Raw genomic sequence first — 15,280 nt, forward strand, 5'->3', positions numbered from 1 at the left:
CCTTCCGTGATTTGGTAGATCTCACGCTACGGACGGCAAAATTCGGTGTCTTCGTGCCAGGGACGCGAATCGATCTCCTACCGCGGTAGGAGCCGCGGCCCGCTCCGAGCACGATGCACCGCCCCCGACCTGGCGGTTAGCCTTACAGGATGGATGTGACCCACGCCATCGGCTCCTCGGCGGGCGCCCGACCGGCGATACCGTTCCGCGAGAGTGGGCGCGTCCGGGATCGGTTTGTGGCCTTTGTACGCGACCCGGTCGCGGTCTTGCGCCGCAATCTCGAAGAGTTGCCGTTCGACTATCCGCCATCGGTGATGATCAGCGCCGATGCGGCGCTGCTCGTGGTCGGTGTCGGCGCGGTCATCCAGCGGCACGAATATTTTCCGACCGCACTGCCGATTCTCGCGCTCATCCTGGTCTTTCTCTCGGTGCCGCTGTTCTGCTTCTTCGGTGTCACACCGAGCCCGATCCTGCTCGCGGTGTCCGGTCTGGTCGCGACGGCGATAATGCTCACCCAGCCGGTATCGTCCGACCTCTCCCCGTTCATCCTGGTGGTGATGGTCGGTGAGGTCGCGGCCATCGTCCGAAAACGCTTCAGCGCATTGTTCGCGGTGATCGCGGTGCTCGAGTTGATGGCCTTCGACGCGGCCGGTCACCTGATGTGGAGCGTGACGGGTCAGCGGTTGCAGGGCCTGCAGATGTACATCGTCGGGATCGCACTCGGCTGGCTGGTCGGCGTGATGCTGCAGTACCAGCGCAAATTTCTCTATCAGGAACGCCAGAGCCAGCAGATCCGGGCCGAACGCGCCGCCGACGCGGAACGCAGCCGGATCGCGCGCGAGGTACACGATGTCATCGCACATTCACTGAGCATCACCCTGCTGCATCTGACCGCCGCCCGGCACGCACTGCAGACCGACCGCGACGTGGACGAAGCGGTGGACGCGCTGGTCGACGCCGAGCGACTCGGCAGGCAAGCCATGGCCGATATCCGCCGCACCATCGGCCTGCTCGACGCCCGACCGTCCAAACTCGTCCCGGAGCCCGGCATCCGCGATTTCGATGATCTGGTCGGTGACTTCGCCGGAGCCGGATTGGATGTTCGCTACACCCGCACCGAGGATCTGTCCGCGGTATCCGCGGCGGTCGGGCTCGCGCTCTATCGGATCGGCCAGGAGTCCCTGGCCAATGTGATCAAACATGCGCCCGGCGCGACCGCGACCGTGCTGTTGGAGGTGGATTCGTCGGTGGCCCGGCTCATCGTGAACAATTCGCTGCCCAAGGGATTGCCGCCGGATCTCGGCGGTGGGATGGGACTGTCGGGTATGCATCAGCGCGCCGAACTGCTCGGCGGTCGCCTCGAGACCGGACCCTACGACGACGGCTGGACGGTGCGAGCCGAATTCCCGCTGAGCGGCGCGCGGGCCTGGTCGATGTCGTGCGGCTTGCCCGACGTGATCCACGGGGCCGCGAATGCGATGCGGCGCGACGGTGCGGTGGGGGAGGGCGCGTGACGACAGGGGCTGCGGCCGGCGGCGATGAGCCCGTCACCGTGCTGGTCGTCGACGATCAGGAACTCGTTCGCGGCGGGCTGCGGCGCATTCTGCGGCGACGTGACGGTTTCCTGGTGACCGAATGCGCCGACGGCGATGAAGTGCCCGCCGCGATCGCGGCCAACCGACCCGATGTCGTGCTGATGGATCTGCGCATGAAGCGCGTCGGCGGCATCGACGCGACCCGCATGCTGCGTGCGCGCGACGGTGCGCCGCCGGTGCTGGTGCTGACCACCTTCGACGACGACCAGCTGCTGTCGGGCGCGCTGCGGGCCGGAGCCGCGGGATTCATCCTGAAGGATTCGCCCGCCGAGGATCTCATCCGTGCCGTCCGAACGGTCGCCGTCGGCGGCGCTTGGCTGGACCCGTCGGTCACCGGTCGAGTGCTCTCGGCCTACCGGACGGTCCGCCCCGCCGTCACTCGCGACGACAGCCGACTCGCCGAACTCACGGCGCGCGAGTACGAGGTGCTCGAATTGATCGGGCGCGGCCGGGTCAATGCCGAGATCGCACGCGACCTCGGCATCTCGGAAGTCACCGTCAAGAGCCATGTCGGACATATATTCGGCAAACTGGAGCTGCGGGATCGGGCCGCCGCGATCGTGTTCGCGTTTGACCACGGGGTGGTTGCACCAGGACAATCCACGGGTTGACGGGCAGCCGGATCGCGCATACCCGGAGCTGGTGATGGGCGATCTTTGCCCGGGATGTGGAGGATTGACGGGGTGGACGGACCTGGATGGAGAGTCGGCAGTCGGTTCGGGCCGTACGAGCTCAGAGCGCTGCTCGGCAAAGGGGGTATGGGCGAGGTCTACGAGGCGTACGACACGGTGAAGGACCGCGTGGTCGCGGTCAAACTGCTGTCCGACGAACTCGCCAGGGACCCCGTCTATCAGGTGCGCTTCCGTCGCGAATCGCAGGCCGCGGCCCGGCTGGCCGAACCGCACATCATCCCGATTCACGACTGGGGCGTGATCGACGGTGTGCTGTTCATCGATATGCGACTGGTTCCCGGCACCGATCTGCGCGAAATCCTGCGCGATCAGGGTCCGATGAGCGCCGAGCGCGCGATCGGCATCATCGAGCAGATCGCCGCGGGTCTGGACGCCGCGCACGCCGACGGTCTGGTGCATCGCGATGTGAAACCGGCCAATGTCCTGGTCACCGCGGCGGATTTCGCCTACCTGGTCGACTTCGGCATCGCCCACACCGAGGGCGACAGCGCCGTGACCCAGGCGGGCACGGCCATCGGCTCCTACACCTACATGGCGCCGGAACGCTTCGATTCCGGACCGGTGACCGGTCGCGCCGATATCTACTCGCTCGCCTGTGTACTGCACGAATGCCTCACCGGGGCAACACCGTTCCCGGCCGGGAGCATGAGTGTGCTGATCCGGTCGCATCTCACCGAGGCGCCGCCGCGACCGAGCGTGCAGCGGCCGGGAGTTCCCCCGGCGATGGACGAGGTGATCGCGCGCGGTATGGCCAAGGAGGCCGCCGATCGCTTCCCGACCGCGACTGACCTGGCACGCGCGGCCAGGGCCGCACTCGGCACCGCGCCCGCCGCCAATACGCCGACACTGATCGTGCGGCCGCCCGATCCGTCGCGGGGTCCGTCGGATCAGGCTGTGGTGCACCGCAGTCCGGCGGCGCCCGCCGAGTCGACGGGAACGATTCCCGCGGTGATCCATCCGACCGCGCCGACGGTCGTCTCGCTCGCCGATCTGCAGTTCACCCCGTTGCCGCCGCCGGAGCCCGCCGGTCCGCCGTTCGGGACGCCAGGGGGCGGTCGGCCGGTGCGGCCGTTTCCGGATGCGCATTTGTACGAGGAGTCCCCACCGGAGGTTCCGCAGCATTTGCCGTCACCGCGGTACCCGGGTGATCCGGCGGCTCCGCCGACCCAGCGTTATCCGGAACAAGCGCAATACTCGCAGGCCGAGCAGACTCAGCGGTATCCGGAGTCGCGTTACCCAGCGGCCGGATACCCGGAACACTATGGTGCGCAAGAGGATTCGTCCGCTCCGGAGACGCGCCGTGTCCCGTTGCCGCAACCTTTCTCCGGCACACCGCCGTTCGAGCCGCCGCGCGGTCCCGCCCATGCGGCGCCCAACCCCTACCGGCCCTCGCCGCAACCGGCCGAGTACTCGCCGCAGGGCCATGTCGCGCCCGAGTACGAAGACGATTACTACGCGCAGGACCCTGCCGCGGATCCGTATCGGCAGGATCGATCGGTCATGTTGCCGATCATGGTCACCGTCTTCGCGATCGTAGTGCTCGCGGTCGTCGGCACCATTGGCTGGCAGGTGCTCAGTTCCGGCAAATCCGGGGACTCGAACGTTCAGGCGGGCGCGCAACTGACCACGACGGCCGCCATCGGCGCCACCGGCGGTGCGACCACACCGCCGTCGCCGTCGACCACCAAGGCCGCACCCACCTCGGTCACCCTGCCCGCGGGCGCGGCGAATTGCACCAACGGCCAACCCGTTTCGGGCAGCTACACCCAATCGGCCACCGGATCGCCGGTCACCAGTTGCGGTTTCGCGGAAGCGGTCCGCAAGGCCTACGCCGAATCCGCCGCCACGAACGTCTCGCGCTCTTCGCGCTCAGTGGTCGCCACAAGCCCGGTCACCGGCCGCAGCTACACCATGAACTGTGTAGCGGACGGGCAATTGGTCACGTGCACGGGCGGTGAAAACGCGGTGGTCTACGTCTACTGACAACTCCTAAAAGAGATTCGGTGTCCTCGGCAGCACATCATCGAGAAACGCATTCACCATCGGCACCAGTACCGCTGACTCCCCGAAGATGCCGATATGCGACGTCGCCGCCAGAATTACCAAGCGCGCGGCCGGGACCCTCTGCAGCACCCCTGACGCTGCCGCTTCGGCATCGCCGCCACCGCGCAGTTCGAACATCGCCAGCGCATGCTCGGGCTTCACAGCATCCGCATCACCGGCGATGACCATCGTCTTCGCGGAAATCGAACGCATCTGCGCGTCGCTGATGTTCTGGTCATCGATGCTCAGGACCTTCATCTTTTCGAGGTAGGCGTCGAACGCCGCCGCGTCCGGGGTGTGCTCCTTGAACGCCTTCTCGACGGACGTACCGGCAAAGGCTGCGCCGCTGAGACCCCGGATGCCCTCCATCACCGACGGGTACCAGCCGTCCTTGCGGTAAGTGGCCGACAACGAGACCAGCTTGTCGACAAGCCTCGGGTGACGCAGCGCAAGCTGCAACGCGACCCCGCCACCTTGCGAGTAGCCCAGCACATCCGCGCGCTCGACCTGCAACGCGCGCAGCAACGCCGCGGCATCGTCGGCGAACTGCTCGTAGGACATCTCGCGCGAAGTATCCGGGGTGCGGCCGTGCCCTTGCTGATCGAAGACGATCACGGTGCGCGTGCTCGCGAAGGCGGATACCCACGACTTCATCGAGTCGGTGGCCATGAACGCGCCGGGGATGAGCAGCAACGGAGACGTTTTCGACGTGCCGAGCTCGCCATACACTTCGTAATAGAGGCTCAGACCGTTGATCGGCAGGTGACCGCTGCGCGAAGACTTCGTCGCCATCACTTCGACTGAGTCCTGCGTGTCCTCGGGGGCGAATTCCGGCGGTGCTTGCAGATCGTGGGCGCGGAACAGGACGGCGTGCTCGACGCCCATGGCCTTGCCGCTCATCGCGGTGAACTGCGGGATGAAGTCCTCGGGGGCGGGGTGGTCCGGGAGCGCGGCCAGGTACGCGGCGTGCGCCTCGAGCGAAGCGACGCCGCGGCGCAGCGGCTCACCCGTGACCTCGACGCCGTGTGTCGCGGAGCCGGCAAGCCCGGGGACGATGAACCAGCGCACGGAGTGCGGTTCGAGGTCGTCGTCGATCTGCTCCGGGAAGACCCACCGGTTGCCCGCGTCGCGCACCGCGTCGAGCGTCGCGAGCCCCGCCGCGCGGTGGTCGGCCTGGTCGAAGCCATAGGGCGTCTCGATTTCGTAACCGGCGCCGAGTACGACGTCGGGCTTGAACCGGCGGATCTCCCGGCAGATATCCCGACGCAGGTCGAGTCCGTAGACGAGCACGCCGTCCGGATGTTCGAGGACGGTCAGGTGATCGACGCCGACGACGGCGCAGGCGGCCCGCTGCTCGGCGACGCGCAGGCGTGCTGTCTCCTCGGGCGGGTTCGGCATGCCTGCCTCGCCGCGGGTGAGCAGCAGATAACCGACCTCGATGCCGCGGGCGGTCCAGCGAGCGACGGCAGCGGACGTGCCGTACTCCATGTCGTCAGGGTGTGCGACGACGCAGAGCACGCGCTGGAAGGACTCCTCGGGGAGGGCAGGCAATGTCATTCGGCCATCCTTGCGCGCCGCGGGCCCACCGTCCGGCGTTTCAGACGTGCCGACGAGCCTCGCCCGGTACAAGACGTAATCGACCCGGGACACCGCCGGGTCGGCTAGTCCCGAGGAAGACGGTGTCGGCGCCCGGATTGCATCCGGCCGCCGACACGGACCGGCACATCCTTGTCGGCATGAGGCCGGATGTCCGCGCCCGGATTGGATCCGACCACCGATACGGACCGGCACATCCTTGTCGGCATGAGGCCGGATGTCCGCGCCCGGATTGGATCCGACCACCGATACGGACCGGCACATTCTCCTCGGCATGAGGCCGGATGTCCGCGGCCCGTTGATCTTCCGAGGTACCGCGCCGACCGGTTTCGATCAGCGCGGACGGGGACGAAGGGCCGGGCGTCAGCTCCGCGCGGCTGACACTGCGAGCTGCGCCGCCAGTGCGGCGGCGGTTGCGGGGAACCGGTCGAGCAAACCGGTTACCTCGCGGTTTCCGGCCTCCTGCCAGCCGCCCTCGACGCCGAGCAGTCCGGCGAGCGCATCGCAGGCGGCGGGGTGGGCGGCCAGTAGTTCGGTGACGGGGCCGCGCGGCGCCGCCACCACCGGCGTTGCGGCCGTGGTGAATTCGACCGACCAGGGCGGCACGAAGGTGTCCACGGCGGGCAGTGCGCCGGGGAAGGTGCGGCCTGCTTCCCGGACCAGTCCCGGGATCAGGTCGCCCGCTTGGTCCTTCAGCGTGGTGATGAGTTTCGGCAGCCACGGCAGCAGCACCGTGTCCGGCAGCGTGCCGAAGGCCTTCGACAACAGCTCCACCACAAAAGGTTTCAGCGCCGGAGCCGGGTCGATTGCCTGCACGAAACCGCTCACGTACTGCGGAACCGTCGGCAGCACCAGCGGATTGGCCAGCATGCCGTCGCACCGCTCGCGCAGCTCGGCCATGGTCAGCATGCCGAGCTGGAACCGCGCCGCCCACAACAGGGCCACCTTGGCAGGCGCCTCCGGATGTGATTGCAGCACCGCCAGTTCCAGCTGGGTGTGATCGCAGCCCAGCGACAGCGCCAGGTTCTCCATCCCGAACAGGAAGCCGAGCATCGCCGCCACCTGAGCCGGTCCGGTCTCCTCGGCGGCGAAGGCGGTGGGCAGCAGGGTGCAGTAGTGCGCGTACCCGGCCGTCACGAAACGTTCGCACCAGGTGGGCAAGCCGTCTTCGGTGGAGCGGAAGTAGTTGAGCAGTACCCGGATTCGCCGCAGCACGACGGGCGCGTCGTCTACTGTGCGTTCGGCGGAGAGGAGTTCGACCGCGCGATTGCCCAGCTCGTCGGCGAGCCGGACCGATCCCAGATAAACGAGCGCATCCTCGACCGCGCCGAGCGCCACGGCCGCTGTCGCGTCCGGCGCGGCGACCGCACGCCGCAGGCGCTGCTCGAGCACCTGCTCCACCGAGACACCCTCGTAGCCGAGCTCCACCAGCGAGCGCTGGTATTTGCCGAGCCCGATATCCCAGCTTTCCTGGATCGAGGTCTCACCAAGTCCGCGCGAGCCCATGATGGGCCGCAGCGCGTCCTGCGGCAGCAACCTGCGCAGCAGCCACAGCAGATCCGAGCATGGCCGCAGGTCCGGATTCGCCTTCAGGTCCAGCAGCGCGCGTTGCAGCGTCCGCTTGGACAGATCCAGTCCCAGCGGTTGCAGCCGGTCGAGCGCATCGCGGGCCAGCGGTGGCAGTGCCGCATAGCCGACCTGGCCGATGCGGTCGCCGCCGAGCAGGATTTCGCACAGCCGTCGCACATCGCGCCGCCCCGGCACCCGATCCTTCTCGAGGCAGGTGACAGCCGCGTCCTGGAAGTCGTACGGCGTCGGCCGAGCACGATTGCGCAAGCCCGCCAACAGGATCGAGGTCTCGAAGATGGCGATTGCGTCGGCGGTGCTGGCCAGGTAGCCGTTGCGCCGGGCCAGCCGGACGATATCCACCGACCATTCCAGGAGTTCGGCCTCATCGAGTGGGTCGAGTACCGGTGGCCGCGACAGGAAGCCCGAAAGCCGGTCCGCCACTTCGGCTTCCGGTTCTGCCGCGAGCGGCGCCAGTTTCTTGGCGCGCTTCTTCGTCCCTTGCTGGCCTTCCAGCTGGAACGACTGCAGTTTGCCGCGCCGCAATCCCTTCGCCCAGGTCGCTGCCGCGATGGACACCGCGCCGCCCGCCAGCCCGAACTGTGCCTCGATGGCGGAGTGGCTGGACGGGATCAGCCCGTAGTGCCACTTGGTGGCCGAGCGTGGCGAGATCTCGAACGGCGCGTCCGACTCCAGCCCGAACTGATCGACCGGGCTGGCCGCATGGGCGGCGCCACATACATACAACGCCCGTGCGGGATCGATGTCGTTGGCGGACAAGTGTTCCCGCATGCGGGTCCACATGTATCGTTCGCGGTCCTCGTCCTCGACTGTGCTGCCACGCCGCAGCCGCCGGAACAGGCTGCCGATCATCACCATGACCTGGCGGTAGGTGGAGTAATCGGCGTCCGCGAGGGGTTGCTCGACGTACTGGTCCCACCATTCCGACCAGTGCCGGACCTTGCCGTGGTGGAGCAGGTGTTCTTCCAGCTCGGCGAAACGCGGTCGCAGATCACCGATTTCGATACCGACCGCTTCGCCGTGCAGGCCGTCGTCCTCGTCCTGCTCCCCGTCAGCGGATGTTTCCGACTTCGCCTCGTCGGGAGCCCACTGGAAGATGTGATCGGTGGACCGATCCACCAGCACCAGTTCGACGCCCGGCGTATCGAGCGCGTAGGCGATGGCCTGGTATTCGGCCGACGATTCGGTGATCGGCGCGACCACCGACAGCGGCGCCCATTCCGCCGGGAAACCCTCGATATCAGTGGCGAAGGCCTGCAAGGCAACCGGCAACCGGCAGTTGCGCAGTTCGTCCAGCAGTGGCCGCATGTCTTCGCACAGTTCCAGGTAGATGACGCTCGGCTGCTTTTCGCGTAGCCGCCGCACCATGGCCAGACCGGAGGCGGGTGAGTGGTGACAGACCGGGAAGATTTCCAGCCGCTCCGACAGCGCCCGGTCGACATCGTCGACCATGCCCGCCAGGATGTCGCCCGCCGCCCCGGCGAACGCGACAGCCGCGTCCGCCAGCTGATCGCGTAGCGGGGCAAAGGTATCCGGCGTGGGCCGGATATCGGAGACGATCACGACAGCCTCGCGATCGCCGCTTGGCCGCCCGCCAGGAATTCGCCCCAGGCGGCATTGCTCTTCTTGTCCTTGGTGCGCGGTTCGACCACCCCGTGCAGGTACTTGTTGAGAATGGCCAGGTCCTCGGGCGTGCGCCGGGCCAGGGATCCGACCAGCGAACCGGCGAGGGTCTCGGCGCCCAATTCCTTCGCACCGAAGAACTGGCTGTGCAGGATGGCGTCCTCTAGCACACCGATCTGCTCGGCGGTGGACAGCGCCGATTCCAGCTTGTCATCGTCGCTGGTGGCGACGGCCGCGGCGGCGCGCAGATCGGCGAAGCTGTCCAGCAGGATGTCCAGCAGCGTGGGCGGCAGTTCCAGTTCGATGGAATGGCGGCGCAGCAGTTCCGCGGTGCGGAAGCGCACGATCTCCGCCTCGCTCTTCTTGTTGGACACCACCGGAATGCGCACGAAATTGAAGCGTCGCTTGAGCGCCGAGGACAGGTCGTTCACACCCCGGTCGCGGCTGTTGGCGGTGGCGATGATGGAGAAGCCCGGCTGCGCGAACACCACATTGTCGTCGTCGAGTTCGGGGATGGAGACGTACTTCTCCGACAGGATGGAGATCAATGCATCCTGCACGTCGCTGGTGGAGCGGGTGAGCTCCTCGAAGCGGCCGATCACGCCCTGCTCCATGGCGGTCATGATCGGGGACGGGATCATCGACTCCCGCGACTGTCCCTTGGCGATGACCATGGAGATGTTCCACGAGTACTTGATGTGGTCCTCGGTGGTGCCGGCGGTGCCCTGCACCACCAGTGTGGAATTGCGGCTGATGGCCGCGGAAAGCAGCTCGGCCAGCCAGCTCTTGCCGGTACCCGGATCACCGATGAGCAGCAGGCCCCGGTCCGAGGCCAGGGTGACGATGCTGCGCTCGACGAAACTGCGGTCACCGAACCACTTCTGCTCCACCTGGCGGTCCAGTCCGTCGGCGCGTTCGGAGCCGAGAATGAACAGCCGCACCATCTTCGGGCTCAGCCGCCATGCGAACGGCTTGGGGCCGTCGTCGACGGACTCCAGCCAATCCAGTTCCTCGGCGTACTTGACCTCGGCGGGGGCGCGCAAAACGTCGTTCATGATGGCTGGTCTCCTAGTCGAGAAAGTTCTTGAGTTCGTGCACGAGCTTCTGGATGCGGCCGGAAATCACCGGGGTGCCAAGGTTTTTGAACCGTTCGCGGAACCACGGGTTGACGCTCTGGTGGCCGGAACTGTTCACCGAGCCGACCGGGATGAGCTTCACCCCGGACCGGTGCACCGCCTCCATGGCCTCGAACAACGGCTGGGAGCGGTCGAACTCGTAGAAGTCCGAAATCCACACCAGCACGGTGTTCTTCGGATCGGTGATCTTGGGTTGGGCCATGGCCATGGCGACCGGGCCGTCGTTGCCGCCACCGAGATTGGTCCGCAACAGCACCTCGAACGGGTCGTGCACCCACGGGGTCAGGTCCAGGGCGCGGGTGTCGTAGGCGATGAGATGCACATCCACCTTGGGCAGGCCCGCGAAGATCGACGCCAGAATGGTGCAGTTCACCATGGAGTCGACCATGGAACCGGACTGGTCCACCACCACGATCATCCGAGCGGGGACGGTGCGCTTGGCGGTCTGGCGGTAGTAGAGCCGGTCGACGTAGAGGCGCTCGTCCTGCGGATTCCAGTTGGGCAGGTTCTTCCAGATGGTCCGGTCCACGTCCAGGTTGCGCAGGATCCGCTTGGGTGCGACCGTGCGGTCGACGGAACCGACGCTGGTCTGCTGCACCTGGGTGCGCAGGACTTCGGCGACCTCGTCGATGTAGCGGCGGATGAGGCGCTTGGCATTGGCCAGCGCCACGCCGGACAGATTGTGCTTGTCGCGCAACAGTTGTTCGATGAGCGACATGCTCGGGGTGAGCTGGGCGGCCAGGTGCGGATCGGCCAGCACTTCGCGCAGTCGCATGCGGGACACCAGTTCGCCTTCCAGACCGGTGAGCACGCCTTGCACGGCACCGGCCTGCTCCTCGCCCAGGCTGCGGCGCAGCCAGTTGGCATCGGACTGCCAGCCCGCCAGCTGGGTGGCGCTGACCTGGCCGGAGCCAGTGGCGAAGACATTCAGCAGCAGCTTGGAAACCAGTGCGGCGGTACGGACGTCGGCCGCCCCGACGGGCTGGGGCGAATCGGGCACGGCCTCGTTCTCGGCCGCGGAATCCACGGTCTCGGTCGCGGAGTCGACGGTCTCGGAGAAGTCGAGGCTTTCGAATTCCGCCTTCATCTCTGGATAGCGTTGCACCACATTGTCGATGGAAATGCCCGGATCGAGCACGGCCAGCGGCAACCCCAGATCGTCGACAATGCCCGCGCTCGCCTGTTCCAGCGTCGGTTGCTGATCCCCGGTGAACACACCGGCCAGGAGACGCCAGTACAGGATCTGGCGTCGCGTCTCGTAATTCGGCCCACCCGTGACCCCCATGGAATCGCTTCGCGATGCTGTAGTCATTAGAAGTCCGCCTTCGATACCCCGTCGTCAACGACTGGGAGGAAAGGGCATGTGTGTCGTTTCCATTGCATGGCAACGCCTTTCGATAGAATCGAACGTATGGACGAAGTGGTGCGGTATACCTACCGGCTGCGGCCCGGACGTGCCGCCGAAACCGCTCTACTCGCCGAATGGGGCCGGTGTCGCTGGGTCTGGAACGAGGCCGTCCACCAACAGAAGTCCAGGCAGAAACCGACGTTCGCGAAGCTCGGGAAACTCCTCACCGAAGCCAGGGCGAGGATGCCGTGGCTGCGCGAGGGATCGCAGGTCGCCCAGCAGCAGACGCTGCGTGAGTACTCCCGCGCACTGGACCACTCATTCAAGGTGAAGGGCCGCGGCCACCCGGTCGCCAAGGCGCGGAAGAAGGCCCTGCCGAGCCTGGAGTACACGACTCGCGGATTCGGCATCAGCAACGGTCGGCTGACCCTGCCGAAGGGTGTGACGATCCCCGTCGTCTGGTCGCGGGAACTGCCGTCCTCGCCGACGTCGGTCCGCGTCTACCAGGACAATCTCGGCCACTGGTATGCCTCGTTCGTGGTCCGCCGTGAGATCCAGATCTACCCGCGCTGCGAGCGTGGTATCGGTATCGACTGGGGCGTGTCCACTACCGCCACAGCCAGTGATCCCGCGTTCGACCTGCCCCACCTCGGGCACCGGAGGCGATGCGCCGCCGAGCTGGCGAAAGCGCAGCGGCGAATGGCCCGCCGCTACTGGAAGGGGCGCCCTGCATCGCGCGGCTGCCTGGACGCCAAGCGGCAGGCCGCGAAGCTGGCGAAGAAAGCCACTCGCCAAACCGTCCACGACTCCGGCGTCTGGGCGAAGCGTGTCGTGGACAGCCATGACCTGATCGCTGTCGAGGACTTCAAACCGGTGTTCCTGGCGAAGTCCACGATGGCCCGCAAGGCGGCTGACGCCGCGATCGGCGCGGCCAAGCGTGAACTGATCGGGCGTGCCACGCGGGCCGGGCGGAAGGTGGTGATGGTCCGGCCCGCCTACACAACCATGACGTGTAGTTCCTGCTTCGCGAGAACCAAGCGACTCGAACTGCACGAGAGAGACTTCCGTTGCGACTCCTGCGGCCACGCAGAGGGGCGCGACCGGAACGCCGCCAAGGCGATCTTGGCCACAGCAGAACGGGGCTGTGTCAGTGTTGAGGACGTAAGACAAGCGGATCGCCTCCTTCGGGCGCGTGATTCGGTTGCGGTCTGAGCTGGAAATCCCTGCCCTTCAAGGCAGGGAGCCGTTAATTGCGCAGCAACCGTCCTGCGCGCTCGCGCAGCACCGCCACGGCGTCGCCCGACTTGGCTTGTGCCTTGGCGACTTTCGGATCGGTCGGGCCGAGCGCCCAGTCACCGTTGTGGAAGGCGGTGAGTGCGCCCTTGACCTTGCGCCGCACGGCCAACGGTCGCACCGACCAGCCGTCGGCATCCCAGCGCAGCAATCCGATCATGGTGCCGGAGGCGCTCACCCCGGCCGGAGTGAGCGGACCGGCGGATGGCAGTGCGTCAAGTTCCACTCGAATCCGCTGCTCACCCAATTCCATTGCACCGTCGCGGAATCGGTACCCCTCGAGCAGAACCGGTTCGGCGATGTGCACCGGATCGCTATCCAGCGGTGCGACGGCCGGGGCCTGCGCCTGCGGTAGCTGCACGGTGGCGGTGACGAACGGATCGGCGGCCTCCCCGGCCTTCGCCCGATCGTCACCCCACAGCAGGTCACCGGTCGCCGTCAGCGGCATATCGGTGAGCTCCAGCGCGCGCTGCTCGGCCAGCGCGGTGAGCAACTGCCGATGCGCACCGAGCAATTGCCAAACCGCCGGTCCCACAATGGTATCCACCTTGGCCGCGGCCACCGACACCCGCACTCGACGGGCCGGTGCGCCCGCGACCTCGAGCACGCCGTGCACCTGGGCCTGTACGGCGGTGCCGTGCTCGTGTAGGTCCACGCCCAGCGGCAGCAGCCGACCCGAAACCGACTCGGTCACAGTGGATTCCGTGCCGCGCCAGGACAGCAGCAGGGCGCGCGTCCACAGATCGGCCCAGCGTCGCGCGGGCACCCGGTCCATGGTGGCGATCGGCGCGGAGGCGCCCAGTTCGGCGGTGAAGCCGTCCAGCAGCGTCGCCAGCCGTCGCAGTGCGGGGTCTGCCAGGAGCGACTGCACGGTTTGATCGGCGGCCGCCACCAGGTCGTGGTCCACGCCGCGCCATCCGGCGATGGCCAGTTCGCCCAGCCAGGCGCGGGAACCCGCGGCGAGCGGGCTCGGGGCGGCGGCATCCGGCGTGGCCGTCCACTCGGATCGATTGCGGCCCAGTGCCGTATCGGCCTGGTCGACCAGTGCGTCGTGCACCGCGCCCAGCAGGGCGGCACGGGCGGCGGCCAGCGCCGACAGCTCATCCGTGCCGATCGACCCCGTGCTCACCTTTGACACCGCCGCCGCAACCGCCTCGGCCAGTGGCGAACCCGCCACGGCAGCAGCCAGCGCCGTCAGTGCCGCGCCTTGCGGTTCGGAAACCCGGGCGAAGCCGTTGACCAGTGCGGTATCGAAGCCGTTCACCGCGTCCATGGCCGCTTCGACGCCGGTGGGCGCATCCGCCAGTGCGGCTAGTTGTACAGCCTGCATCAGCGACCCACCCCCGCCGGGAACCAGTGCAGTTCCGGGATCGGCGTCGCGCTACCCGGCAGTTCCAGGTAGGTCAGATGCCGCAGGAACCGGCTGAACACCGCGGCGGCCGGAGCCGGGTCGCGAGTTCCATTGAGGCAGTGCGCGAGTCGGGTTCCCTCGGGGACCTCGACACGCAGGAAACGCGCCACCCTGTCCTGCCCGTACTGGAGCACCGCTTCGTCGATGAGTGCGTCCAGATGCTTGCAGACCCATCCTTGGTTCAACCCACCGCACGGCCGATTGTTATTGGTGCTACAGCTCAGCCCATGCGTCCCCGCGGTCACCGACGCCACGTACACGCGTGAAATATCGGAGCCACTCGAGACCACGCCCTGGAGGCGCCCGTCGGCCAGCTCCACGAACGGCACCTTGTTCAGTTTGCGCGGTGCGACGGCGGGCAAAACCCGCACGACAGAAGCGATTTCCCATGCCGATTCATCCGGCGTGGCACTCGGATTCGAGGCCATCGTTCTCCCTCCCGGTCGATCAAGATGCGCCCAAGATATGTGACGGCACCGACAAGTGCGGTCCCAAGCCCGAATGGGCTGGTGAACAACACTTCGCGCCGTCTCCAGCCCTACTTGCCGACCGCCATGAACTGCGCGCGTCGTGCACGAGGTTGCCCTATTCCCGTTTCCCGCAACGCAATTGCGATGCAAGTGCGTCAGCGACCGCGTCACGGCTGGTCCAGCGGCGTGGCGGCAGCGCGGGATCACGGTTGGGAAGGGTCGAGCAACTCTGGGCCATGCTCGGGGTGGAACAAGTCTCGACCTGAAACGCTCCGCCAGCATCCGGCTACGCCGATACACGGGGCCTGGTTCTCCTGCGACACGCGTGCCCGTCGCGTCGTGGAATCCCTTGGCTTCGAGTATGTTTCCGCGTTCAACGCCACCACAACGTTTCCTCGGCCCGACGGCCGCTATGCCCAGCAAAAGGTTCTGGATCTAGAGATGGCCGACCACGGCGGCAGATGTTCGCGAGATCGACTGCTGGCC

General features: G+C 67.1%; 10 protein-coding genes. 4 read left to right on the top strand and 6 right to left on the bottom strand.

Annotated elements, in window-relative coordinates; translation table 11 throughout:
• Positions 1 to 149: 149 nt before the first annotated feature.
• From ACQP1T_RS10420 to ACQP1T_RS10430, 3 genes are all read left to right on the top strand, one after another.
• Complete coding sequence (locus tag ACQP1T_RS10420; protein WP_433759731.1) at positions 150 to 1,514, top strand: sensor histidine kinase; 1,365 nt, start codon at positions 150 to 152, stop codon at positions 1,512 to 1,514.
• Between the two features lie 38 nt (positions 1,515 to 1,552).
• Complete coding sequence (locus ACQP1T_RS10425) at positions 1,553 to 2,206, top strand: response regulator (protein WP_433762129.1); 654 nt, start codon at positions 1,553 to 1,555, stop codon at positions 2,204 to 2,206.
• 72 nt (positions 2,207 to 2,278) lie between these two features.
• Positions 2,279 to 4,270, top strand: a complete 1,992-nt coding sequence (locus ACQP1T_RS10430; protein ID WP_433759732.1) for a protein kinase domain-containing protein — start codon at positions 2,279 to 2,281, stop codon at positions 4,268 to 4,270.
• Between the two features lie 6 nt (positions 4,271 to 4,276).
• Here ACQP1T_RS10430 and ACQP1T_RS10435 read toward each other — a convergent pair whose 3' ends face one another.
• The 4 genes from ACQP1T_RS10435 to ACQP1T_RS10450 all read right to left on the bottom strand — a co-directional run bounded on the left by ACQP1T_RS10435 (position 4,277) and on the right by ACQP1T_RS10450 (position 11,584).
• Positions 4,277 to 5,980 (bottom strand): alpha/beta fold hydrolase, encoded by a 1,704-nt coding sequence (locus ACQP1T_RS10435; RefSeq protein WP_433759733.1) that lies wholly within the window; start codon positions 5,978 to 5,980, stop codon positions 4,277 to 4,279.
• Positions 5,981 to 6,289: 309 nt separating this feature from the next.
• Positions 6,290 to 9,076 (bottom strand): DUF5682 family protein, encoded by a 2,787-nt coding sequence (locus ACQP1T_RS10440; RefSeq protein WP_433759734.1) that lies wholly within the window; start codon positions 9,074 to 9,076, stop codon positions 6,290 to 6,292.
• Positions 9,073 to 10,191 carry an ATP-binding protein gene (locus ACQP1T_RS10445; RefSeq protein WP_433759735.1) on the bottom strand — a complete coding sequence of 373 codons (1,119 nt, stop codon included), beginning with the start codon at positions 10,189 to 10,191 and terminating at the stop codon, positions 9,073 to 9,075. Before ACQP1T_RS10445 ends, ACQP1T_RS10440 begins: the two co-directional genes overlap by 4 nt.
• A 13-nt stretch (positions 10,192 to 10,204) precedes the next feature.
• On the bottom strand, positions 10,205 to 11,584 hold the full coding sequence (locus tag ACQP1T_RS10450) for a vWA domain-containing protein (RefSeq protein WP_433759736.1): 1,380 nt from the start codon (positions 11,582 to 11,584) through the stop codon (positions 10,205 to 10,207).
• Positions 11,585 to 11,683: 99 nt separating this feature from the next.
• Here ACQP1T_RS10450 and ACQP1T_RS10455 point away from each other — a divergent pair, with 99 nt between their 5' ends.
• A complete protein-coding gene (locus ACQP1T_RS10455) occupies positions 11,684 to 12,832 on the top strand; it encodes an RNA-guided endonuclease InsQ/TnpB family protein (RefSeq protein ID WP_433759737.1) in 1,149 nt (382 codons plus the stop codon).
• Between the two features lie 34 nt (positions 12,833 to 12,866).
• On the opposite strand, the gene ACQP1T_RS10460 is transcribed toward ACQP1T_RS10455, so the two are convergent.
• Positions 12,867 to 14,243, bottom strand: coding sequence for a hypothetical protein (locus tag ACQP1T_RS10460; RefSeq protein WP_433759738.1), 1,377 nt, complete (start codon positions 14,241 to 14,243; stop codon positions 12,867 to 12,869).
• Positions 14,243 to 14,752 (bottom strand): hypothetical protein, encoded by a 510-nt coding sequence (locus tag ACQP1T_RS10465; RefSeq protein ID WP_433759739.1) that lies wholly within the window; start codon positions 14,750 to 14,752, stop codon positions 14,243 to 14,245. The genes ACQP1T_RS10460 and ACQP1T_RS10465 overlap by 1 nt, the downstream gene beginning before the upstream one ends.
• Positions 14,753 to 15,280: the final 528 nt, after the last annotated feature.

It is taken from the genome of Nocardia sp. CA-135398, assembly GCF_050955845.1.
Classification (GTDB): domain Bacteria; phylum Actinomycetota; class Actinomycetes; order Mycobacteriales; family Mycobacteriaceae; genus Nocardia.

Coding starts and splice junctions, on each gene's coding strand:
- ACQP1T_RS10450 (WP_433759736.1), bottom strand. CDS start 11,584: ATGACTACAGCATCGCGAAGCGATTCCATGGGGGTCACGGGTGGGCCG.
- ACQP1T_RS10420 (WP_433759731.1), top strand. CDS start 150: ATGGATGTGACCCACGCCATCGGCTCCTCGGCGGGCGCCCGACCGGCG.
- ACQP1T_RS10465 (WP_433759739.1), bottom strand. CDS start 14,752: ATGGCCTCGAATCCGAGTGCCACGCCGGATGAATCGGCATGGGAAATC.
- ACQP1T_RS10460 (WP_433759738.1), bottom strand. CDS start 14,243: ATGCAGGCTGTACAACTAGCCGCACTGGCGGATGCGCCCACCGGCGTC.
- ACQP1T_RS10445 (WP_433759735.1), bottom strand. CDS start 10,191: ATGAACGACGTTTTGCGCGCCCCCGCCGAGGTCAAGTACGCCGAGGAA.
- ACQP1T_RS10455 (WP_433759737.1), top strand. CDS start 11,684: ATGGACGAAGTGGTGCGGTATACCTACCGGCTGCGGCCCGGACGTGCC.